Source organism: Mesorhizobium sp. P3_A8, assembly GCF_056402995.1.
Genome location: NZ_JBFUGI010000010.1, coordinates 37,096 through 56,871 on the forward strand (window position 1 = coordinate 37,096; position 19,776 = coordinate 56,871).

Annotated in this window: 18 protein-coding genes; 6 read left to right on the forward strand and 12 right to left on the reverse strand. The window is 62.9% G+C overall.

Translation table 11 applies throughout. From position 1 onward, the window contains the following. Positions 1-11 precede the first annotated feature (11 nt). From AC1DX4_RS22745 to AC1DX4_RS22785, 9 genes are all read right to left on the reverse strand, one after another. Positions 12-1,514: an aldehyde dehydrogenase family protein gene (locus AC1DX4_RS22745; protein ID WP_477222426.1), complete on the reverse strand. Its 1,503-nt coding sequence runs from the start codon at positions 1,512-1,514 to the stop codon at positions 12-14. 26 nt (positions 1,515-1,540) lie between these two features. Further along, the gene (locus AC1DX4_RS22750; protein WP_477222427.1) at positions 1,541-3,040 is read right to left on the reverse strand and encodes an aldehyde dehydrogenase; all 1,500 of its coding nucleotides are present in this window, start codon (positions 3,038-3,040) and stop codon (positions 1,541-1,543) included. Beyond that, positions 3,037-3,414 carry a carboxymuconolactone decarboxylase family protein gene (locus tag AC1DX4_RS22755; RefSeq protein WP_109661499.1) on the reverse strand — a complete coding sequence of 126 codons (378 nt, stop codon included), beginning with the start codon at positions 3,412-3,414 and terminating at the stop codon, positions 3,037-3,039. The genes AC1DX4_RS22750 and AC1DX4_RS22755 overlap by 4 nt, the downstream gene beginning before the upstream one ends. 29 nt (positions 3,415-3,443) lie before the next feature. Beyond that, positions 3,444-3,851: a hypothetical protein gene (locus AC1DX4_RS22760; RefSeq protein WP_477222428.1), complete on the reverse strand. Its 408-nt coding sequence runs from the start codon at positions 3,849-3,851 to the stop codon at positions 3,444-3,446. A 1-nt stretch (position 3,852) separates the two neighbouring features. After that, a complete protein-coding gene (locus AC1DX4_RS22765) occupies positions 3,853-5,526 on the reverse strand; it encodes a GMC family oxidoreductase (RefSeq protein ID WP_477222429.1) in 1,674 nt (557 codons plus the stop codon). A 36-nt stretch (positions 5,527-5,562) separates the two neighbouring features. Further along, on the reverse strand, positions 5,563-6,531 hold the full coding sequence (locus AC1DX4_RS22770; RefSeq protein WP_477222430.1) for an ABC transporter permease: 969 nt from the start codon (positions 6,529-6,531) through the stop codon (positions 5,563-5,565). Positions 6,532-6,533: 2 nt separating this feature from the next. Continuing rightward, positions 6,534-7,484: an ABC transporter permease gene (locus AC1DX4_RS22775; protein WP_477222431.1), complete on the reverse strand. Its 951-nt coding sequence runs from the start codon at positions 7,482-7,484 to the stop codon at positions 6,534-6,536. Further along, positions 7,481-9,010: a sugar ABC transporter ATP-binding protein gene (locus AC1DX4_RS22780; protein WP_477222432.1), complete on the reverse strand. Its 1,530-nt coding sequence runs from the start codon at positions 9,008-9,010 to the stop codon at positions 7,481-7,483. Before AC1DX4_RS22780 ends, AC1DX4_RS22775 begins: the two co-directional genes overlap by 4 nt. Positions 9,011-9,084: 74 nt before the next feature. Next, complete coding sequence (locus tag AC1DX4_RS22785; RefSeq protein ID WP_477222433.1) at positions 9,085-10,296, reverse strand: substrate-binding domain-containing protein; 1,212 nt, start codon at positions 10,294-10,296, stop codon at positions 9,085-9,087. 315 nt (positions 10,297-10,611) lie between these two features. On the opposite strand from AC1DX4_RS22785, the gene AC1DX4_RS22790 reads away from it, so the two are divergent. From AC1DX4_RS22790 to AC1DX4_RS22810, 5 genes are all read left to right on the forward strand, one after another. Continuing rightward, positions 10,612-11,376, forward strand: coding sequence for an electron transfer flavoprotein subunit beta/FixA family protein (locus tag AC1DX4_RS22790; protein ID WP_477222434.1), 765 nt, complete (start codon positions 10,612-10,614; stop codon positions 11,374-11,376). A 3-nt stretch (positions 11,377-11,379) separates the two neighbouring features. Beyond that, on the forward strand, positions 11,380-12,348 hold the full coding sequence (locus AC1DX4_RS22795) for an electron transfer flavoprotein subunit alpha/FixB family protein (protein WP_477222435.1): 969 nt from the start codon (positions 11,380-11,382) through the stop codon (positions 12,346-12,348). Position 12,349: 1 nt separating this feature from the next. Beyond that, positions 12,350-14,305, forward strand: a complete 1,956-nt coding sequence (locus AC1DX4_RS22800; protein ID WP_477222436.1) for a (Fe-S)-binding protein — start codon at positions 12,350-12,352, stop codon at positions 14,303-14,305. 69 nt (positions 14,306-14,374) lie between these two features. Continuing rightward, positions 14,375-15,298, forward strand: coding sequence for an NAD(P)-dependent oxidoreductase (locus AC1DX4_RS22805; RefSeq protein WP_477222437.1), 924 nt, complete (start codon positions 14,375-14,377; stop codon positions 15,296-15,298). Positions 15,299-15,300: 2 nt separating this feature from the next. Then, positions 15,301-16,095: an N-acyl homoserine lactonase family protein gene (locus AC1DX4_RS22810; protein ID WP_477222438.1), complete on the forward strand. Its 795-nt coding sequence runs from the start codon at positions 15,301-15,303 to the stop codon at positions 16,093-16,095. 397 nt (positions 16,096-16,492) lie between these two features. Here the strand turns inward: AC1DX4_RS22810 and guaA are convergent, their stop codons facing one another. Both guaA and AC1DX4_RS22820 read right to left on the reverse strand, forming a co-directional pair. Further along, positions 16,493-18,055, reverse strand: coding sequence for a glutamine-hydrolyzing GMP synthase (guaA, locus tag AC1DX4_RS22815; protein ID WP_477222439.1), 1,563 nt, complete (start codon positions 18,053-18,055; stop codon positions 16,493-16,495). A 56-nt stretch (positions 18,056-18,111) separates the two neighbouring features. Then, on the reverse strand, positions 18,112-18,594 hold the full coding sequence (locus AC1DX4_RS22820) for a MarR family winged helix-turn-helix transcriptional regulator (RefSeq protein WP_477222440.1): 483 nt from the start codon (positions 18,592-18,594) through the stop codon (positions 18,112-18,114). A gap of 84 nt (positions 18,595-18,678) precedes the next feature. On the opposite strand from AC1DX4_RS22820, the gene AC1DX4_RS22825 reads away from it, so the two are divergent. Beyond that, positions 18,679-18,996: a hypothetical protein gene (locus AC1DX4_RS22825; protein ID WP_477222441.1), complete on the forward strand. Its 318-nt coding sequence runs from the start codon at positions 18,679-18,681 to the stop codon at positions 18,994-18,996. Here the strand turns inward: AC1DX4_RS22825 and AC1DX4_RS22830 are convergent. Further along, positions 18,986-19,648: a 5'-methylthioadenosine/S-adenosylhomocysteine nucleosidase gene (locus AC1DX4_RS22830; protein ID WP_477222442.1), complete on the reverse strand. Its 663-nt coding sequence runs from the start codon at positions 19,646-19,648 to the stop codon at positions 18,986-18,988. The genes AC1DX4_RS22825 and AC1DX4_RS22830 overlap by 11 nt on opposite strands. Positions 19,649-19,776: the final 128 nt, after the last annotated feature.

The window sequence follows — 19,776 nt, forward strand, 5'->3', positions numbered from 1 at the left end:
CCGCCCCTCGCCTATGGCAGCCGGATCGCGACGGTCTTGGTCTCGGTGTAAAGCTGGAGCGCCTGTTCGCCAAGTTCTCGCCCCCAGCCCGATTGCTTGAACCCACCGAACGGCATGGTGACGTCGTTGAAGTTATGGCAGTTCACCCAGACCGTGCCGGATTTGATCTTCGCGGCCAACCGATGCGCGGTGCCCAGATTGTTGGTCCAGATCGATGCGGCAAGGCCATATTCTGTATCGTTGGCGTCCTTGGCGAGGTTGTCCAGATCCTCGTCGTCGAACGGCATAGCGCAGGCCACTGGCCCGAATATCTCTTCGCGGATCACCGACATTTCCGGCCGCGTGCGGGAAATGACCGTCGGCTTGACGAAATAGCCGACGTCGCCGGCACGCGCGCCACCGGTGACGATCTCGGCGCCGTCGCTCCTGCCTTCGGAGATCAGCCTGGTGATGCGTTCCATCTGCTGCTGTGAGACGACGGGGCCAAGCTCGGTTGAGGGATCAAGCCCGGCGCCGAGCTTCAGCTTCTCGGCGCGCGCCGCGATCCCGGACATGACCTTGTCGTAGATCTTCTTGTGAACGAAGAAACGCGTTCCCGCGCCGCAGCTCTGCCCGGCATTGAAGAATGCCGCGCTCGAGGCTCCCGCCACAGCCATGTCGATATCGGCGTCGCCCAGCACGATGGTCGGCGCCTTGCCGCCAAGCTCGAGGCTGACCTTCTTGAGATTGCCGGTCGCGGCGCGGGCGATCAGCCGGCCGACTTCGGTCGAACCGGTGAAAGCCACCTTGTCGATATCGGGATGGGCCGCCATCGCCGCACCCACGGTTTCGCCAAAGCCGGTCAGGATGTTGACCACGCCTTCCGGAAAGCCGGCGTCCTGGACCAGCTGGCCGAAATAGAGCGCGCCGAGGGGTGTCTGCTCGGCTGGCTTGAGCACGATCGTGCAGCCGGCCGCCAGGGCCGGTGCCACCTTCCAGGCCAACATGCTGAGCGGGAAGTTCCACGGAATGATCTGGCCGACGACGCCGACCGGCTCGCGGCGGGTGTAGGCGTGCCAATCACCCGGCGCGTTGATGGTCATCGTCTCGCCGTTGATCTTGGTGGCCCATCCCGCATAGTAGCGGAACGTCTCGGCCGTGAACGGCACCTCGCCATTGCGGGAATCGCCGATCGGCTTGCCGCTCTCATAGGAATTGAGCGTTGCCAGCATATCGACATTGGCATCGATCAGATCGGCGAGTTTCCAGATCAACTTCGCGCGCTCGGCTGGCACCATTTTCGACCAGGGACCGTCGATCGCCGTCCGCGCGGCCTTGACCGCCAGATCGACATCGGCGCTGTCGCCAGCCGGCACGGCAGCAATGATCCGGCCGTTCGAAGGATCGTCCACGTCCAACGTCTTTCCCGAGGCCGCCGGGAGCCACGCGTTGCCGATCAGCATCGCATGCTTGCCGCCGACGAACGCCGCCACCTTGGGATCGAGTGGCGGCACGGCATCGAAACGTATGGTCATGGGTTCCTCCCGAAGCATCTGGTCGGTCAGCGCTGGACGAACGGTGCGGGAATGGAATTCCCGGCATCGATCCAGATGCTTTTTTCCTGAAGATATTCGTAGATGGCGGTCTGGCCGTTCTCGCGGCCGATGCCCGACTGCTTGTAGCCGCCGAAAGGCGAGAGATAGCTGGTGGCGCGGTACATGTTGACCCAGACGCTGCCGGCCTCGAGCCGCTCGGGCAGGCGGATCGCCCGACCGAGGTCCTGAGTCCACATTCCGGCCGCAAGCCCGTAGATGGTGTCGTTGGCGATGGCCACCGCCTCGTCCTCATCCTCGAAGGGAATGACCGATAGCACCGGTCCGAAGACCTCTTCCTGGGCGATGCGCATGGACTGCTTCACGTTACCGAAGATCGTCGGCTCGACGAACCAGCCGTCGGCGATCGATGTGTCCTCGGGTATCTTGCCGCCGAGCAATTGCGCGGCGCCCTCACCGTTGGCGATGCCGATGTAATCGAGCACTTTCGCGCGCTGCGGCAAGGTGGTGATCGGACCGACCTGGGTCTCGGGATCGAGCGGATCACCGATCTTCGCGGTCCTGGCGAAGGCGACCAGTGTTTCCGTCACCTGGTCGTAGACGGAACGCTGCACAAGCGCGCGCGAACCGGCGATGCAGGTCTGCCCCGTCGCGGCGAAAATGCCGGAAACGAGGCCGGGAATGGCGGCCTCCATCTTGGCGTCGGCAAAGACGATGTTGGCGGATTTGCCGCCGAGTTCGAGCGTGACCTTCTTGAGCCCGCCAGCGGCAGCCTGGTAGACGCGGCGGCCGGTCGCGTCGCCGCCGGTGAAGGCCACTTTGGCGACATCGGGATGGGTGACGAGGCGGTCGCCGATTTCGTGACCGAAGCCGGTGACGATGTTGACGACGCCCTTGGGAAAGCCGGCTTTCTCGAAAAGCCGGCCGAAGAACAATGCCGACACCGAGGAGAATTCCGACGGCTTCCAGACGATCGTGTTGCCGGCGGCGAGCGCTGGGGCAAGCTTCCACGTCGCCAGCATCAAGGGAGAGTTCCACGGCGTGATCGCGGCTACAACCCCGAGGGGTTCGCGGCGCGTGTAGTTGAACACGCCCGGCTTGTCGATCGGGATGACCCGTCCCTCGATCTTGTCTGCGAGACCGCCAAAGAAGCGGAACCATTGCGGAATGTATTTGCACTGCATCCGCATTTCATTGATCAGCTTGCCGTTGTCGCGGGTTTCGAGAACGGCCAGGTTTTCGGCCTCCTCCGCCACGAGCTCTGCAAAGCGCGTCATGATCTGCCCACGCGCGCTTGGGTTCATCGTCCGCCACTCGCCGCGGAAGGCGGCCGCGGCTGCCTGAACGGCCGCATCCACATCGGCGACGCCGGCGCGCGGAACCAGCGCCCAAGCTTTGCCGGTGAAAGGATCGAAGGACTCGAAAAAATCCCCTGACTGCGCGGCGGCCGAGCGGCCGCCGATCAGCATGGAGAGTTTTTCCGTGGCGAGCGGCGGACGGGTTGTCATGCTCCGACTTCCTGCATCGCTTCGCGTGCCACCCGGAAGGAATCGACGCCTGCGGGCACGCCGGCATAGATCACGACCTGTAGAAGGACTTCGCGGATCTCGTCCTTGGTCACGCCGTTGGTCAGCGCGCCCTTCACATGCATCTTCAGCTCATGCGGACGATTGAGCGCGGAAAGCATGGCGAGGTTCAGCATGCTGCGAGTCTTCTTGTCGAGCGTGTCGCGGCCCCAGACGGCACCCCAGCAATATTCCGTCACGAGTTCCTGCAGCGGGCGATTGAAATCGTCGGCGCTGGCGAAGGATTTCTCGACGAATTCGGCGCCCAGAACCGATTTGCGGATTTCAAAACCCTTGTCGAATACGTCTTTGCCCATTGGATTGTCCTTTCCGGTTGATTGGGAGATCAAAGGCCGGGAGTCGGCCGATATTTGCGGCCGCGCGCGATGACGTGGCCGAGCGAGCCGTTGGTCAGGTAGATCTGCGTCGCCTTCGAATCGTAGGGGACGTTCTCCTGGCCGGGATAGCCGATCAGTTCGCGCACGCGCGGGCTCATATAGTAGGTGGCGATGGCAATGGTGCTGATCGCCGAGAAGGCTTCGCCATCCTCCTTGTTGAGGCTTTCCAGGCGAGCCTCGGCGCCGTTGGCCGGATCGACCGAGATGCCGCGCGCAAAGCCCGGCTTCAGATCAATACGAAAATCCAGCGACTTCTCGACATCGGCGTAACCGCAGACGTCGCTGAACTTCGGCATCTCGCCATGCGCGGGGATGAGGAAGTCGGCGAGCGCGAAGAAAGTGTTCTGGTTCGACATGTCAGGCCACCTTCTGGTTGCGGCGCTCGGCGATCATGCGGCGCGTGTTGCGCAGCGCGACCGCCATGATGGTCGCCGTCGGGTTGGTGGCGCCCGAGGTCGGGAAGGTCGACGCATCCATGACGTAGAGGTTCGGCACGTCGTGGCAGGCGCCCCATTGATCGACGACCGAGCGCTTCGGATCGTCGCCCATGACGGTGGTGCCGATGAGATGCCAGCCGGATTCACGCACCGGCGTCGAAACCAGCGTCTCGATGGCGCCGGCGGCGCGCACCGATTCCAGGCAGCGGTCGATGTTGAACTTCAGCAGCCGGTTGGAGTTCTCGTTGACCTTGTAGACAATCTGCGGCGCCGGCAGGCCATCGGAATCCACCAGATCCTTCGACAGCACCACCTGGTTGCTCTCCTCCGGAAGATCTTCGCCGACGATGCCCCAGATCAGCGAGTGGCCGAAGCGGCGCGCCACATTTTCATGCAGGTTGGCACCCCAGAAATCCTGAAACCGGCCGCTTTCGGCGACATAGACCTTGGACCCGGTCGCGCCGGATACGCCGACCGGTCCGCCCGACGGCATGCAGTTCCATTTCGAGCCGCGTACAAAGCCGCGGCTTTCGTCGGTCTCGTAGAATTCCAGCGAATAGACCTGCTGGCCGAAAGGACCGCGCCAGGAATCCAGCGGATCCTGGTAGGAGGCGAGTACGCTTGCAAAAGGATGCATCATCAGCCGCTTGCCGACCATGCCCGACGAGTTGGCAAGGCCGTCCTGGTTCCCGGCTCCACCCGACATCAGCAGCAGCCGGGGTGTACCGACGCCGTTGGCGCACAGGATCACCACCTTGGCGCGCTGGCGCCGATCGCGACCGTTCGCATCGACATAGACGACACCGGTCGCCAGCCCCTGGTCGTTGGTCTCGATCTCCTTGACACGGGCACGGGTGACCAGCCGCGCGCCGGCCTTCAGGGCCAGCGGCCAATGCGACCGGTCGGTCGTCGATTTCGCGCCCTCCGGACAGCCGGTAAGACAGGTTCCGCGGCGCACGCAGGGATTGAGTTCGCCGAACTTCTCCGACGGGATGGCGTTGCTGCCGGGCCACCAGTGCCAGCCCATCTTCTCCATGCCCAGCGCACCGCGCTGGCCGACGGAGCCCATGGGGAGCGCCGGAAAGGGATAGGCGCCGCGCGGCGGGTAGGCCGGATCGCCGGCAAGGCCGGAAACGCCCACTTCGCGCTCGATCTCGAGCTGGTAGGGCAACAGGTCTTCGTAGGTGAACGGCCAGTCCTCGGCCACGCCATCCATCGAGCGGACGCGGAAGTCGGACGGCAGAAAATGCATCCACTGCGCGCCGTAGAGCGTCGCGCTGCCACCGACGCCGGCAAACATCAGCGGGTTGATGTCCGTCGTCGAGGTGTCGACGGGATAGTCGTTCGGGTTGTCGCGCACGTTGGGATTGGGATGCCAGAGCTTGGTGCTGACAAGCTCGTGCTCGGGACGGGCACCGGTATAGTCGGCATAGTCCGGCCATTCGCCCTGCTCGAGCACGACGACGGAAATGCCGGCACGCGCCAGATGAAGTGCGGCGACCGAGCCGGATGGACCAGCGCCGACAATCACGACATCGACTTCCTCGTCGCGCCTTGCCCGTGCACTGCGATCCGCCAGAACTTCAACGGTCATTTTCTTCCTCCCTTGCGGTCCAATGGCAACATCGTGTCAGACGAGGCGCGTCCGGTAAAACGCCGCCGCGCCGATGATGATGATGCCCTTGATGATGAGCTGCATCTCGATCGGAAATCCGAGCAACAGCACGAGATTGTTGATCACCATCAGCACGGCCACGCCAAGCAGCGCCGCAAAGATGTTGCCGCGCCCCCCGGTCAGCGCGACACCGCCCATGACGGCGGCGACGATGGAGTCCAGTTCGTAGCCCTGGCCGACCCAGTTCGAAACGGTGCCGACATAGCCGAGCAGGAACAGCCCGCCTATTCCCGCGCAGACCGAGCAGATCACGTAGCACAGGATGATCACGCGATCGGGCGCGACGCCGTTGAGGAACGCGGCCTTGGGATTGGTTCCGACCATGAATATTTCGCGGCCGAGGCGCGAGCGATGCAGCACGATGCCGAAAGCAATCGCCAGCACCGCCAGCGTCATCAGGTTGACGGGAACGCCAAGAATGCGGCCGGAGGCCAGAAAGCCCATGCCAGGCGGCAAAGTGCTGATCGGCGCACCGCCGGTGTAGGCGAAGCGAATACCCTGCAGGATGATCATCATCGCCAGCGTCGCCAGGAACGGACTGACGTTGCGCCTGGCCACCAGCCAACCGTTCAGCAGGCCGACAATGGCCGAGAAGACGATCGCCGCCAGGAAGATCAGCGGAATGGCGTCGTTGGTGGTGGCCTTGAAGGCTGTGGCGAGCACGGCGACCGTGGCCATCAGCGACGCCACGGACAGGTCCAGCCCGCGCACCAGGATCACGAATGTCTGGCCGATCACGACCATGCCGAGCGGTGCGGCGATGGTCAGCACATTGACCAGGTTGGCCGGCCGCAGGAAGGTCGGCGACGCCGCCGCGGCGACCGCCATCAGCACCGCCAGGAAGATCAAGAGCCCGTAGCGTTCGAGGATGGTCGCGAGCGACAGGCCTCGTGAGCGTGGCATCGGAGTGTCGAGAGGCGCCATCGTTATCTCCGCCTCGAAGTGTGGATGCCGACCGCGATGATGATGATGAGACCCTGGATGACCCACTGGTAGTAAGACGAGACGTTCACGAAATTCAGCAGGTTGTTGAGCATGGTGACCAGCAGCACGCCGAGGAACGTGCCAAGCACGCCACCCCTGCCGCCGGCCAATATGGTGCCGCCGACAACGACAGGCGTCACCGATTGAAGTGTCAGCGCAGCACCGATGCGCGGATCGCCGACACCGGTGCGGGCGGTGAGGAAAATCGCCGCGATGCCGGCGCACAGGCCTGACAGCGCGTAGGCAAGCACGACGATGCGGTCGACGGGCAGGCCGTTCAGCCTTGCCGCTTCCCGATCACCGCCGACGAAATAGATGCTGCGGCCCGAACGCGTCCGCTGCAGCCAAAGACCAGCCAGGGCGAAAATGGCGACGAGTATGATGGCACTGACCGGAATGCCCGCGACCTTGGCATAGGCAACGTCGGCGAAAGCACGCGGTACGGAGCCTCCCGGTTCCTTGCGATACATCAGCGTTGCGCCGAAAATGACAGAGGACATGCCGAGCGTCACGATCAGCGAATGGACGCGCAGCACGACCGTCAGCAGCCCGTTGAGCGCGCCGACGGCGGTGGCAGCGACCAATGCCAGCGGCAGTGCAAGCCAGACCAGATCAGGGCGCCATTCAAGGAAGTTCGCCAGGAAGACCGTCAGAGCACTCACCAGCGAGCCGATCGCCAGATCGATGCCGCCCATCAGCACGACGAAGGTTTGGCCAAGGCTGACCATGCCCAACACGATAAGCTGCTGGAACAGATTGCCGATGTTGCGCCAGGTGAGGAAGCGGTCGGACAGGAAACCCCCGGCAACAGCAAGCACGACCAGCAGCACCGCGACGATCAGGTACGACATCGTCAACCGGTTGCGGCGAATATCCATGGCGATGGCGCTCATGCGATCTCCTCCGCTGTCGCCTTGTGACGCTCGATCGATCTTACCGCGAGATCCATGATTACCTCCTCGCCGAGAGCGTCGCCTTCGACTTCGCCCACGACGCGACCCTGGGCCATCACGAAGACCCTGTCGGACAGACCAACGATTTCGGGCAGTTCGGAACTGATCATCAGGACGCCGACGCCCGAATCCGCCAGACGCCGGACGATGCGGTAGATCTCGACCTTGGCGCCGATATCGACGCCGCGCGTCGGCTCGTCGAGGATGAGCAGCCGATTGGCGATCCTGGACCAGCGACTGAACAGCACCTTCTGCTGGTTGCCGCCGGACAGATTGCCGACCTTCACATCGGGCGAAGGTGTTGCGACCGAAAAATCGTGGATCTGGCGCTCGGCCAGCGCACGCTCTCGCGAGCGCTCGATCAGGCCATATCTCGTGATGCCTTGGAGGTCCGGCGCCATAATGTTGGCGGAAATCGGAAGGCCGAGAAAGAGGCCCTCGTCCTTGCGGTTCTCGGTCAGAAAACCGAGGCCGCCAGCGATGGCATCCTTCGGCACTCTCCCTGGGAACGGCTTGCCGTCGAACTCGATCACCCCGCCTTCGACGGCGCGCGCGCCGAAAATGGCCTCCGCGACTTCCGTGCGCCCCGAGCCGACCATGCCGGCCACGCCGACGATCTCTCCGGCCTTCACGCTCAGGCTGACGTCGCGCACGCGCGGACCGGCCCGCAGGTTGCGAACGCTGAGGATGTCCGGCCCGTCCGCCGGCGCCGCGCGCCGCGCCGGATAGATCTGGCTGAGGCGGCGGCCAACCATCTTGGTGATCATCTCTTCGCGGCTGATCTCTCCCACCGGACTCGTGCCGACGACCTGACCGTCCTTCAGGATTGTCACCCGGTCGGCGATCTCGAAAATCTCCTCGAGCCGATGCGAGACATAGACGATGCCGACGCCCTCGTTGCGCAGCCTGCGCATGTTCTCGAACAGAAGGTCGACCTCATGGCCAGCAATGACAGCGGTCGGTTCGTCAAGAATGAGCAGCCTGACCTTGCCGACCAGAGCTTTTGCAATTTCGACCATCTGCTGGTCGGCAAGCGGCAGTTCGTCGATCCTGGCGTGCGTGGGAATGCTGACCCCGAGCTGGGCGAGGATTTCGGCGGCGCGGGCGTGGCGGGCGCGATTGGAGATGAGCCCGAACCGGCCGCGAGGCTGTGCGTCGACCAGAATGTTCTCGGCCACCGACAGTTCGGGAAAAAGCGCAAGTTCCTGATGAATGACATGGATGCCGGCGGCTCGCGCTGCCTTTGGCGATTGCCAGGAGACCCGCTTGCCGAGATAGGTGATGGCGCCGGAATTCGGCTTCACGGCCCCGCCCATGACGCGGATAAGGGTCGACTTGCCCGCGCCATTCTCGCCGAGAAGGGCGTGAATCTCGCCTGGCTGCACGGCGAAATCAACCTTGTCCAGGGGTTTTACGCCGGGATACTCCTTCTCGATCTGGCTGAGTTCGATAACAGAAATGGACATTATCCGACGCTCAAAACAATCAAATCACACCCGGGTGCGCGTCCGTGGACGCACACCCGGTTGAGCTGGGAGGCTCACTTCGGATAGTCGGGATTGAACGTGCTAGGGTTGTACCCAGCCGGCAGTCCGTTGCTTGGCGACAGGTCGCCCGGGTCACTCATGCTGACATGGTCGAGCAGATGCCGGTCGCCCTTGACGGACACCGTATCGGCGCCTGGCGACGTCACCACCTGGAAGCTGACCTCGACCTTGTCGGGAACCGAAATGCCCTTGAGCACGTCGAGCGCCGTTTCGATGCCGGTGATGCCCATCGACGTCGGATAGTCGATGCCGACCATCTTGATGTTGTGCTGGTTGGCCAGCTGATACATCCGCGCAACGTCACCGCCGGTAATCGGCGGAAATTCGCCGTCCTTGTAGCCGGCGTCGAGGAACGCCTCGATCGCGCCATAGCCCTGCAGCGCGCTGTCGGACAGCACGCCGTCGATAGCCTTGCCGTGCTTCTGGATCAGCGCAGCCATCACCGATTTGCCCGTGGCCGGATTCCAGTCGCAATACTGCTTTTCCAGCACCTTGATGCCGGGGAACTTCGAGAACACTTCCTCGTTCGCCTTGATGCGGATTTCCGCGACGCTTGATCCGGCGATGCCCGGCAGCATGACGATGTTGCCCTTGCCGCCCAGCGTCTCGCACAGCCACTGCGCCTCGAGACGGCCCAGTGCCCAATCGGATGCGGTGACGTAGGTGATGTAGTTTGCCGGCGTCTTCACCTTGCGATCGACCATGACCACGGGAATGCCCTGTTCCGTGGCGCGGCCGACGACGGAATCGAGCGCGTCCTCGGTAGAGGCCGCAATGAGGAGAATATCGACGCCCTGGCTGATCAGATCCTGGATGTCCGCGATCTGCTTGGAGGGATCGTCGTTGGCGTCGGTGACCAGCAGATGGGCAATCTCGTCGCGATGCTGGCCGGCCGACCAGAGGACGCCATGCTGGAAGGCGACGCGCCAGGCATTGGAAATCGACGCATTGGAAAAGCCGATCGTATAAGGACCCGCCTTCTTCCACTTCGACGTGTCGACCATGCTGTTGGCATTAGGGTTCCACATCCAGGTGCGTGGCGCACCATAGTAGCCGGGCTTGGTTTCGGCTTCGGCCGCGGCGGCCGGGGTGGCCTGTGCAAGCTGGAGCCCCGGCACGGCGGCGATCGCCGCAGCGGCGGCCGGCATACCCCTGATGAAGCTTTTGCGTGATATCTTGTGGTCTAGGATGCTCTTTATTGACATTGGTTCCTCCTCCTGAACGCTCGACAGAGCGTTTGAAATTCTCCTCAGAAATCCTCGCACTCGAGAAAGTATAAACAAAGAATATATGTTTATATCTCGGGCAAACCGCACGACTATCTTCCTGATACCCTCCAATTCAGGAAAATTCGATTGAGAGCGATTTGACGCAAATTAGCAGTCGATTACCCACGATCGTCAATCTGCCGTCTTGTAATAGCTGCTATTACCTTTTTCGCCATTGGGGGCAGCGAAGAATACGACTTATCTAGCAGCCGGTGCCGGGCGCTTGAGGTGCGTTCCGTCGGAGGAGAGGCCGTGAATATTCTTGTTGTCTTGCGCATGATTCCGGATTCCGCAGGCGAGCTGCAGCTCGCCGAGGACGGGCGCAGCATCGATCGGGAATGGCTGGATTTCCAGCTCAACGATTTCGACGATCATGCCCTCGAGGAAGCAATCCTGCTCAAGGAAGCCGGCGGCGCGAAGGTGACGGCGGTCGCCGTTGGCGAAGGTGCCAACCGTGTCCTGCAGATGGCTGCCGCGCGCGGCGCCGACGAAGTCGTGGCGCTTCAATCCGAGGAGGACGCCATGATCTCCTCACGCGAGATCGCGGCGTCCATCGCTGCGATGGCGCGGGCGAAGTCGGCCGACCTTGTGCTGTGCGGCGTTCAATCCACCGAGGATGTCTTCGGCCAGCTCGCGCCTTATGTCGGTGCGTTGCTCGACTGGCCGCACGTTTCAGGAACCGCCCGCATCGTTGCGAACGGCACCGTGCTTCGCGTCACGCAGGAGCGCGGCGCGGGTGTCGCCGTCACCTATGAGTTGGCCACGCCGGCGGTGCTGGGCGTGCAGACGGCGTCGAAGGCGCCGCGCTATGTCTCCGGCAGCAAACTTCGCGAGGCGTCCAAGACGCCCATCGGCCGCGCCACTCCAGAATCGTCAGGCTTCGAGCGTTCCGCCGAGATCACCACATTGCGTCTGCCCGTCCAGGGCGGCGCTGGCGAGAACCTGGGCGGCAATGCCGAGACTGTAGCGGATCGTCTGGTCACCATCCTGGCAGCCAAAGGCCTGGCAAGGAACTAAGTCATGAAATTGATTGCCTGTACGGAAGGCCACTCCAGCAAGATCGAAGCCTTCTCGCTCGAAATGATCGCCGCGGCGCGGTCGGCCGCCAGGGCTGGCGATGAGGTCGTCGCCTTTTTCGCCGGCCGGGATGCGCAAGCAGCGTCTGCTTCGTTCGGCGCAGCCGACCGGTTGATCGCGGCCTGCGTGGCAACATCGGATCTTATTCCGGCCGAGACCTATGCACGACTTCTGCGCGACGTCGTCGCCGCCGAGAGCCCAAGCCTCGTGCTGGTGCCCTATTCGGCGAACGGCCTGGATGTGGCCGCCGACATCGCGGCAAGAACCGGCTGGCCGCTCATCTCCTACGTCAATGAAATCAAGCGGGACGGCGAAAGCCTGACGGTCGTCGCGCAGATGTATGGCGGCAAGATCCTCGCTGAATGCGCGGTGCGGCTGCCGGCGATCCTGATGATCAATCCGGGCGCCTTTGCGGAGGCAGCAGCTGGTCCGATCGAGACCGCGAGGGTGCGCACGATCGATGCCGAACCCGTGCTCACCGGCGGCAAGGTGAAGATGGTGGCCATCGACGTGCCCGACTATGCCGACGTCGATCTGACGACAGCCGAGAGGATCGTGTGCGTGGGCAGAGGCATTGGCGACGAGGCAAGCATCGACCTTGCGCGCGATCTGGCGACGATGCTGGGGGCGGAGATCGCCGGCAGCCGTCCGGTCGTCGACAATGGCTGGCTGCCAAAGCTGCGCCAGGTCGGCAAATCCGGCCAGAAGGTCAAGCCGAAGCTTTATCTGGCGCTCGGCGTGTCCGGTGCGCCCGAACATCTCGAAGGCATGTCGCAGGCCGACCTCATCATTGCCGTCAACACCGATCCGAAGGCGCCCATTTTCAATGTCGCGCATTATGGCGCCACCTGTGACCTGTTCGATCTCGTCGCCAATCTGAGCGACAGGCTGCGGGCCGGCTCTGGCCGCTGAGATGGCATCGACCCTGCCACTCTGGGTTTTGGTCATAGCAGCACTGGTCCTGACGGGCTGGCGCGCGCGACACTACGCCTTTGCTCTTGCCAAGGCGCCGGCCGCGGCCCGCTTCGACCAGCCGATGCGGCGTCTCGAAGGCGTCATGGTCGCGATCGGGCTGCATCGGAAAATGCTTCGCAAGCCGCTTTCCGGCGTGCTGCACGCAATCATCTTCATCTCGTTCTTCGTGCTGTTCACAGCCACCATCGATGCCTTCGGCTCGCGGCTGTTCCCGGGGTTTTCGCTTGCCCCCATTGGCGGCGAGACCTGGATCGCCTGGTTGCAAGATATCTTTTCGGTGCTGATGCTGGTTGGCGTCGGACTTGCGCTCTATCAGCGCTATGTGCTGAGGCCTGCCCGCTTCGACGGCTCGAGCGGCAGTGATGCGGCAATCATCTATGTGCTGATCGTTCTGATCGTGGCGTCCTTGCTGCTTGAGGCGGCGGCGCGCATAGTCGGTGGCGCCGACGGCTCGTGGCGGCCGGTCGCGTCGGCGCTGGCAGGACTGCTCGATCGTACCGGCATGTCGGCACATGCGGGCGAAGAGCTGTTCTACTGGGTTCACGTCGGCGCCATTCTGGCATTCCTTGTCTATATCCCCGGTTCGAAGCACCGGCACATGTTCCTTGCCGCGCCCAACATCTACTTCCGCAGCCTCGAACCGCGCGGCCTGGCGCCAGCGGTCCCGCAGGCCCGTGAAACTCCAGGCATCGACAGCCTGGCGCAGTTCGACTGGAAACAGCAGCTCGACCTTCTGTCCTGCACCGAATGCGGCCGTTGCCAGGCGGTCTGCCCAGCCTATGCTGCCGGTCTGCCGCTCAGCCCGAAGTTGCTGATCACCGACATGCGCGATGCGCTTGCCGCGGGACCATCGGCGGCCCCGCTGGTCGGCGGCGTGATTTCCGAGGAGACGCTGTGGGCCTGCACCACCTGCCGTGCCTGCATGGAAGCATGCCCGGTCGAGATCGAGCATCTGCCCAAGATCATCGACATGCGCCGTCATCTGGTCGACGAAGGCCGTGTCAGCCCCGGCCTGCAGGAGGCGCTATCGAACCTGACCCGTCTCGGCAATTCCATGGGCAAGCCTTCCAAGATGCGGGCGCGTTGGACCAGGGAGCTCGGCTTTCCGGTCAAGGACGCGCGCGAGGAACCCGTCGACGTTCTGTGGTTCGTCGGAGACTACGCCTCCTACGATCCGCGCGTTCAGGAGATCACCCGCAAGGTTGCCGAACTGCTGACCGCAGCCGGTGTCGACTTCGGCATTCTCTTCGATGCCGAGCGCAACAGCGGCAACGACGTGCGGCGCGCCGGCGAAGAAGGTCTGTTCGAGACGCTCGCTCAGTCCAACATCGATGAGATCAATGCGTGTCGCTTCAACCGGATCATGACCACCGATCCGCATAGCCTGAATGCGCTGAAGAACGACTATCGGCATTTCGGCGCGGCGTTCGAGGTGCTGCACTATACGGCGCTGCTGGCGGAACTCATCGCGGCGGGAAAACTCGACCTGCATGTCGCCGACGGCGCCAGGGTCACCTATCACGATCCCTGTTATCTTGGGCGCTACAATGGCGGCTTCGATGCGCCGCGCGCGCTGATCCGCGCCGCCGGCTACACGCTTCATGACATGCCGCGCTGTCGCGAGAATTCCTTCTGCTGCGGCGCCGGCGGCGGCCGCATCTGGCAAGGCGACGACGGCGTGACCGAGCGGCCGAGCGAGAGCCGCATCCGTGAAGCACTGAGCCTGGGCGACGTCGCCTATTTCGTCGTCGCCTGCCCGAAGGACAAGGTGATGTACACCGCCGCGATCGATGCGCTCGGCGTGGCCGACAGATTGAAGGTCGTGGACATAGCGGAGCTTCTCGTGCCGCGAACAGGCCAAGCGCTCGAAATGCCCACAGTGGAAACGACCTGACGGAATACGATCCAAGAGATCGAGACCAAGCACCATGGGCTATAGGCCCCGAATGAGGAGAGAGCGATCATGTCGACCCTGAAAATCGGCTTTGTTGGCATTGGAAAAATGGGTACGCCGATGGCGACCCGTCTTATCAAGGCCGGCTACGAAGTGACTGTCTACGACGTCGACAGCAAAGCCGTTGCGGAGTTGACCGATGCGGGCGCGAAAGCCGCCGCCGGTGCGCGCGATGTTGCCGATGTTGCGGAGATCGTCTTTGCCAGTCTGCCTAGCCCGCAGATCCTGGAGAAGGTGGTGCTCGGCGAAGGCGGCATCGCCGAGGGCAAGGCGGTCCGGATCTTCATCGACATCTCGACGACGGGTCCGCGGACGGCCGCCAAGGTTGCCGAGGGCCTGTCAGCCAAGAACATCGCCATGATCGACGCGCCCGTCAGCGGAGGATTGAAGGGAGCGCGCAACGGCACGCTCGCCGTCATGGTGTCCGGGCCGAAGGCTGCCTTCGAAACGGCAAGGCCGGTGATCGAGAATTTCGGCCGGATATTCTTCATGGGCGAAGTGCAGGGCTCCGCCCAGACCATGAAGCTTGCCAACAACCTGCTTGCGGCGGCAGCACTGGCGATCTCCTCCGAAGCGGTCGTGATGGGCGTCAAGGCAGGCCTCGATCCCAAGGTGATGATCGACGTCATCAACGCCTCGAGCGGCCGCAACAGCGCCACCGAGGACAAGTTCCCAAAATCCGTCCTGCCGCGCACCTTCGATTTCGGTTTCGCGACCGGCCTGTCCTTCAAGGATGTACGGTTGTGCGTGGATGAGGCGGAGGCGATGGGCGTGCCGATGGTGGTGGGCAGTGCCGTGCGCCAGCTGCTCAGCGTGACGAACCAACTCTACGGGCCTGATTCCGATTTTACCTGTATGGTCAAGACGGTCGAGACATGGGCGCATGTAGAAGTCGGCTCGGCCCAGACCACAGATGTCGCCAAAGCGAGCTGATCATGGGTGATGCCGGACGCTATGAAATCCATGCCGTTCGCTACGGCCATTTCGAGCGCCGCTCGGGCGAGAATTTCCTGGGCGGCGACACGCATGATGTTCCCATGCCGCTCGACTACTTCGTCTGGGCAATCGTCGGGGAGAAGCGTACCTTCATCGTCGACACCGGCTTCGACAAGCCGACTGGCGACAAACGCGGGCGCAGTGTCGTCAGGCCCGTCGATGAAGGCCTGGCGGCAATCGGCATCAATCATGCGGATGTCAGCGACGTCATCATCTCCCACATGCATTACGACCATTGCGGGAACCATCACCTGTTCCCGAATGCGACCTTTCACCTGCAGGATGCGGAGATGGAATTCGCGACCGGCCGCTGCATGTGCCACCATGCGATGCGTCATCCCTTCGAGGCCGAAGACGTGACCACCATGGTGCGGCGACTGTATGCGGGGAAGGTCTGCTTTCATGACCCGGAGTCGCAGATCGCGCCCGGCATAACTTTGCACAAGGTTGGCGGCCACTCGCGCGGATTGCAGGTGGTGCGTGTGGAAACCGACAATGGCGCGGTCGTGATCGCGTCCGACGCGGCCCATTTCTACGCCAACATGGAACGCGAAAAGCCTTTTCCGGTCTTCGACCGGCTGAGCGATGTGATCTTCGGGGTCGAGCGGATGAAACAACTCGCCAGTTCCCCCGCTCACATTGTTCCTGGCCACGACCCGCTAGTGCTGAAGCGCTTCGCGCGTAGCCGCCAGGACGTCGAAGGTATTGTTGCGTTGAACCGGCCCCAAGGCTGACGCATTGCGGTGGCAAGAGGTCTCCGCGGCATCCCGCAGATTTTGGAAAAACCAAGAGATCTCGTGTGAAGTGGCACCAGCCACGACGTCCAGGCGACAAGGATCACCACCGCCTCCTGAAAAGTACCGTCAGGACAGTTTAGAGGCTTCGTGGCAGGAAATTCCCTTTTTCTTCAATGCCTTAATGGGTAAAAAAGTACCGTCACGAGCCTCATTGACTCTGACGGTACTCAGAAAAATTTGGGTGGGCAATATGGGGAAGGTCCGTCAAGCGGTCCGTCAAAGCCAATCCTAGCGCACCGATTGTCGCTGATTGTTTCTGAAAGGATTTATTTTTGTTTTCAGTACGTTACGTCGCAGACTGGCGTATTTTCGGCGGCGTTTAAGTGGGCCTGAATCATTCCCACTCGATTGTACCAGGCGGCTTCGACGTCACGTCATAGACAACGCGGTTGATGCCGCGGACCTCGTTGATGATGCGGGTGGCGGCGGCACCGAGGAAGGCCATGTCGTAGTGGTAGAAGTCCGCCGTCATGCCGTCGACCGAGGTGACGGCGCGCAGTGCGCAGACGAACTCGTAGGTGCGGCCATCGCCCATCACGCCGACGGTCTGCACCGGCAGCAGCACGGCGAAGGCCTGCCAGATGGCATCGTAGAGGCCGGCCTTGCGGATCTCGTCGAGATAGATGGCGTCGGCCTCGCGCAGGATCTCCAGCTTCTCGCGCGTGATGCCGCCGGGGCAGCGTATGGCGAGGCCCGGACCCGGGAACGGGTGGCGGCCGATGAAGCTTTCGGGCAAGCCGAGCTCCTTGCCGAGCGCCCTCACCTCGTCCTTGAACAGTTCGCGCAGCGGCTCGACGAGTTGCATGTTCATGCGCGCGGGCAGGCCGCCGACATTGTGGTGCGACTTGATGGTCACCGACGGGCCGCCGGTGAAGGAGACGCTCTCGATGACGTCGGGATAGAGCGTGCCTTGCGCCAGGAAATCGGCGCCGCCGAGTTTTTTGGCCTCGTCCTCGAACACTTCGATGAACAGCCGGCCGATGGTCTTGCGCTTCTTCTCCGGGTCAACCTCGCCTTCCAGCGCCGAGATGAATTTTTCGGAGGCATCGACCAGGATCAGCGGCAGATTGTAATGCTGGCGGAACATCGCGACCACACCGGCCGCCTCGTCCTTGCGCATCAGGCCATGGTCGACAAGGATGCAGGTGAGCTGGTCACCGACCGCCTCGTGGATCAGCAGCGCAGCAACCGACGAGTCCACCCCGCCCGACAGCGCGCAGATGACCTTGCCTTTGCCGACCTGCTTGCGGATCGCTTCGACCGCGTGTTCGCGGTAGGCGCGCATCGTCCAATCGCCTTCGATGCCGGCAATGTTGTGGACGAAGTTCCTGAGCAGCCTGGCGCCGTCGGGCGTGTGCACCACTTCCGGGTGGAACATGATGCCGTACATCTTGCGCTCGACATTGCCGAAGATGGCGAAGGGCGAGCTTTCCGACTTGCCAAAAACCTGGAAGCCCGGCGGCAAGGCGATGACGCGGTCGCCATGGCTCATCCACACCTGATGGCGCTGGCCGGTCGCCCACAGGCCCTCGAACAGCGGGCTGTCCTTCTCGATCTCGACGAAGGCGCGGCCGAATTCGCGATGGTTGGAGCTTTCGGCGACACCGCCCATCTGCACGCACATGGCCATCTGGCCATAGCAAATGCCAAGCACCGGCACGCCGGCGTCGAAAACGATCTGCGGCGCGCGGGGGCTGCCTATATCAGACGTCGAGGCCGGGCCACCCGACAGGATGACGGCTTTGGGATTGATGCGCTTGAACGCGGCTTCGGCCGACTGGAACGGCACGATCTCGGAAAACACGCCGGCCTCGCGGATGCGGCGGGCGATGAGCTGGGTAAACTGGCTGCCGAAATCGACAATCAGGACGGTGTCGGGGTGATTGGCTGTTGTCATGGCGAGCGTTTAGAGAAAGAAACGAGTCGGCGCAATGGGTTACAAAGCCGCGCCGTTCACTGAACGCCGGCCGATTTATCGCTGGCGTCCGCCTGCCCGGCGTCGAGTGTCCGCAAAGCGTCCATCAGCGCCGCGAACCGCCTCTGGCCGATGCGCTCGACATAGCCATGCTCGATCTGGAGCTTGATGCGGTCGCCGTCACGCAAGGCATCCAGACCCTTGCGCGTGTAGCCGACAAGCTTGCCGCGCCCGTCCCGCGGGTCGGGCAGACGCTGCACCACGCCCTCCGCCTCCAGACCATCGAGCAATTGCTGGACCGCCTGCTTGGAGATTGCCGAGCGCTCGATCAATGCCGCCTGACGAATGCCGCCGCGAGGAATATGTCCCAGCAGCCCGGCGCGCGCTTCGGTGAACCAGCCGTGGCCGGCGATGCGCATCGCGGCAGCGAATTCGGCCTGCCAGGCACGGCTTGCCTGCCACAGGCGCCAGCCGACGTGGTCGGGCAGCGCTTCGGTTTTTTCGTCAAGCTCCTTGACCACTTTATTGCGACTCCATATAGTCAAGATACTTGACGACTTTGCTTGCGTCGAGCGCTTTCGAACTCAAACCTATGGACAGGGATAATGACAATTCTGAACAAGGATACGCTGGCCATTATCATGATCGGCACCACGCATGTCGTCGACATGGGCGGCAAGAGCGCCTTCATCCACTACGAAACCGAGGACCGGGCGCACATGCTATTGCCGGACGGCAACCGTTTCCATGGACTTTGGACGCTGCAAGACGATGGCTACAAGGTCGAATGGCAGGACGGCCCGACAGGCTCCTGGAAACTCGATCATACACCGGGAGCCATCGACTATGTCGATGCGACCGGCATTGCGCGCGGGCGCATCTCGCGCATCGATTTCGGCGATCCGGAGAACCTCACGGCTTGACCTGATTGCGCTCAGGCGCGCCGTGTAGGCCGGCACCGACCGCCTGTTCGAGGCGCATGACGGCGTCCGCCAGCTTCTCATCTATGACGTGCAGATATTCAGTCCAGTCGCCGACATGCCGCAAATCCGCCGCGCCGTCGGAAATGCCGCGCAGCCCGATGAGAGGGATGTCGAACAACTGACAGGCGCGCAGGCAGGCGAAGGTCTCCATGTCGACCATGTCAGCCGCGATCGTGTCATAGGCGGAACCGGTGATGACGGCGCCGCCGGTCGACAGCGTGGCTTGCTTGATTTCGGGGATACGAAACGGCAGCGGTACGGTCACCGGCAGGTCGAGAAACGGCGTCGCGCCTTTCTCGAAACCCAGCGGCGAGGCGTCAATGTCGCGATAGCTGACGGAGACGGCCTGATAGATTTCCGTCTGTTCCAGGGTCCGGCTGCCGGCTGAGCCGAGCGACACGACGAGGTCCGGCAAAGCCTTCTCGGATTTCAACCAGGAGAGTTCGGCGCCGAGCCGGACACCGGCTTCGACGGGGCCGACGCCTGTCATCAGCGGCGTGAACAGCCGCTGAAGATGCGGGCCATATTCGGCCTGCGCCGCCATGACGAAGAGGACATCCTTGCCGCCAACTCGCGTAACATTACCGGTCATGACCCTGCACCTCCCTGCACTACTACCTACGCTGGAGACAAGAGGAGCGACGTGCCCTCACCGGCGCCCGGCCCTTCGCTATGGCTCCGGGCGTTCGTCGCTCGAAAGGCCCATTCGGGGGCTTTTCG

Bases quoted from the DNA above. Each gene is read 5' to 3' on its own strand.
- AC1DX4_RS22745 (WP_477222426.1), bottom strand. From the start codon at position 1,514: ATGACCATACGTTTCGATGCCGTGCCGCCACTCGATCCCAAGGTGGCG.
- AC1DX4_RS22750 (WP_477222427.1), bottom strand. From the start codon at position 3,040: ATGACAACCCGTCCGCCGCTCGCCACGGAAAAACTCTCCATGCTGATC.
- AC1DX4_RS22755 (WP_109661499.1), bottom strand. From the start codon at position 3,414: ATGGGCAAAGACGTATTCGACAAGGGTTTTGAAATCCGCAAATCGGTT.
- AC1DX4_RS22760 (WP_477222428.1), bottom strand. From the start codon at position 3,851: ATGTCGAACCAGAACACTTTCTTCGCGCTCGCCGACTTCCTCATCCCC.
- AC1DX4_RS22765 (WP_477222429.1), bottom strand. From the start codon at position 5,526: ATGACCGTTGAAGTTCTGGCGGATCGCAGTGCACGGGCAAGGCGCGAC.
- AC1DX4_RS22770 (WP_477222430.1), bottom strand. From the start codon at position 6,531: ATGGCGCCTCTCGACACTCCGATGCCACGCTCACGAGGCCTGTCGCTC.
- AC1DX4_RS22775 (WP_477222431.1), bottom strand. From the start codon at position 7,484: ATGAGCGCCATCGCCATGGATATTCGCCGCAACCGGTTGACGATGTCG.
- AC1DX4_RS22780 (WP_477222432.1), bottom strand. From the start codon at position 9,010: ATGTCCATTTCTGTTATCGAACTCAGCCAGATCGAGAAGGAGTATCCC.
- AC1DX4_RS22785 (WP_477222433.1), bottom strand. From the start codon at position 10,296: ATGTCAATAAAGAGCATCCTAGACCACAAGATATCACGCAAAAGCTTC.
- AC1DX4_RS22795 (WP_477222435.1), top strand. From the start codon at position 11,380: ATGAAATTGATTGCCTGTACGGAAGGCCACTCCAGCAAGATCGAAGCC.
- AC1DX4_RS22800 (WP_477222436.1), top strand. From the start codon at position 12,350: ATGGCATCGACCCTGCCACTCTGGGTTTTGGTCATAGCAGCACTGGTC.
- AC1DX4_RS22805 (WP_477222437.1), top strand. From the start codon at position 14,375: ATGTCGACCCTGAAAATCGGCTTTGTTGGCATTGGAAAAATGGGTACG.
- AC1DX4_RS22810 (WP_477222438.1), top strand. From the start codon at position 15,301: ATGGGTGATGCCGGACGCTATGAAATCCATGCCGTTCGCTACGGCCAT.
- guaA (WP_477222439.1), bottom strand. From the start codon at position 18,055: ATGACAACAGCCAATCACCCCGACACCGTCCTGATTGTCGATTTCGGC.
- AC1DX4_RS22825 (WP_477222441.1), top strand. From the start codon at position 18,679: ATGACAATTCTGAACAAGGATACGCTGGCCATTATCATGATCGGCACC.
- AC1DX4_RS22830 (WP_477222442.1), bottom strand. From the start codon at position 19,648: ATGACCGGTAATGTTACGCGAGTTGGCGGCAAGGATGTCCTCTTCGTC.